This is a genomic window from Photorhabdus viridis, assembly GCF_040256935.1.
Lineage (GTDB): Bacteria > Pseudomonadota > Gammaproteobacteria > Enterobacterales > Enterobacteriaceae > Photorhabdus > Photorhabdus viridis.
In genome coordinates this window covers 1-468 of record NZ_JBEJZY010000261.1, presented here as the reverse complement: position 1 = coordinate 468, position 468 = coordinate 1, and the positions used below count along the sequence as shown (strand labels likewise).

The 468-nt window shown below is 42.1% G+C and carries 2 pseudogenes; both read left to right on the top strand.

The window, feature by feature from the left end:
• Positions 1-203, top strand: a pseudogene (locus ABR397_RS23275) (hypothetical protein); the annotation flags it as partial.
• Positions 203-468: pseudogene (locus tag ABR397_RS23270) on the top strand (baseplate J/gp47 family protein); the annotation flags it as partial. The pseudogenes ABR397_RS23275 and ABR397_RS23270, both read left to right, overlap by 1 nt.

The following is a 468-nucleotide window of genomic DNA, read 5'->3' as shown; positions in this document are numbered from 1 at the left end:
CATTGGGTATTCCTTATTACCAGCGAATTTTGGGATATTGGCCGGGAACTCAGCTAATCAACAGCAAAATGCAACAAGAAGCAATGAAGTTACCTTATGTTCAGTCTGCCACTTGTAAAGTTATAAATGGAAAGGAGAGAACTATTGCGGGCATGATGACAATAACGGACATGAACAATCAATCAACGGGGGTAAATTTCTGATGACTAACTCTGTAGTACTGACAACAAGTGTTCCAGGTGTAACCTTTACAAAGACGGGTCTAACTGTGCCCGACGAGGTTGATATTTTAAATGGGCGGCTAAATGATTTGGCTACAGCAATGGGTGGTGCAATGAGTACGAGCTTAACAACACCGCAAGGTCAAATAGCCATGAGTGATGCGGCTATCATTGCTGACAAGAACGATCAGTTACTTGCTATCGTCAATCAAATTAATCCGGATTATGCAACCGGACGTTTTCAAGA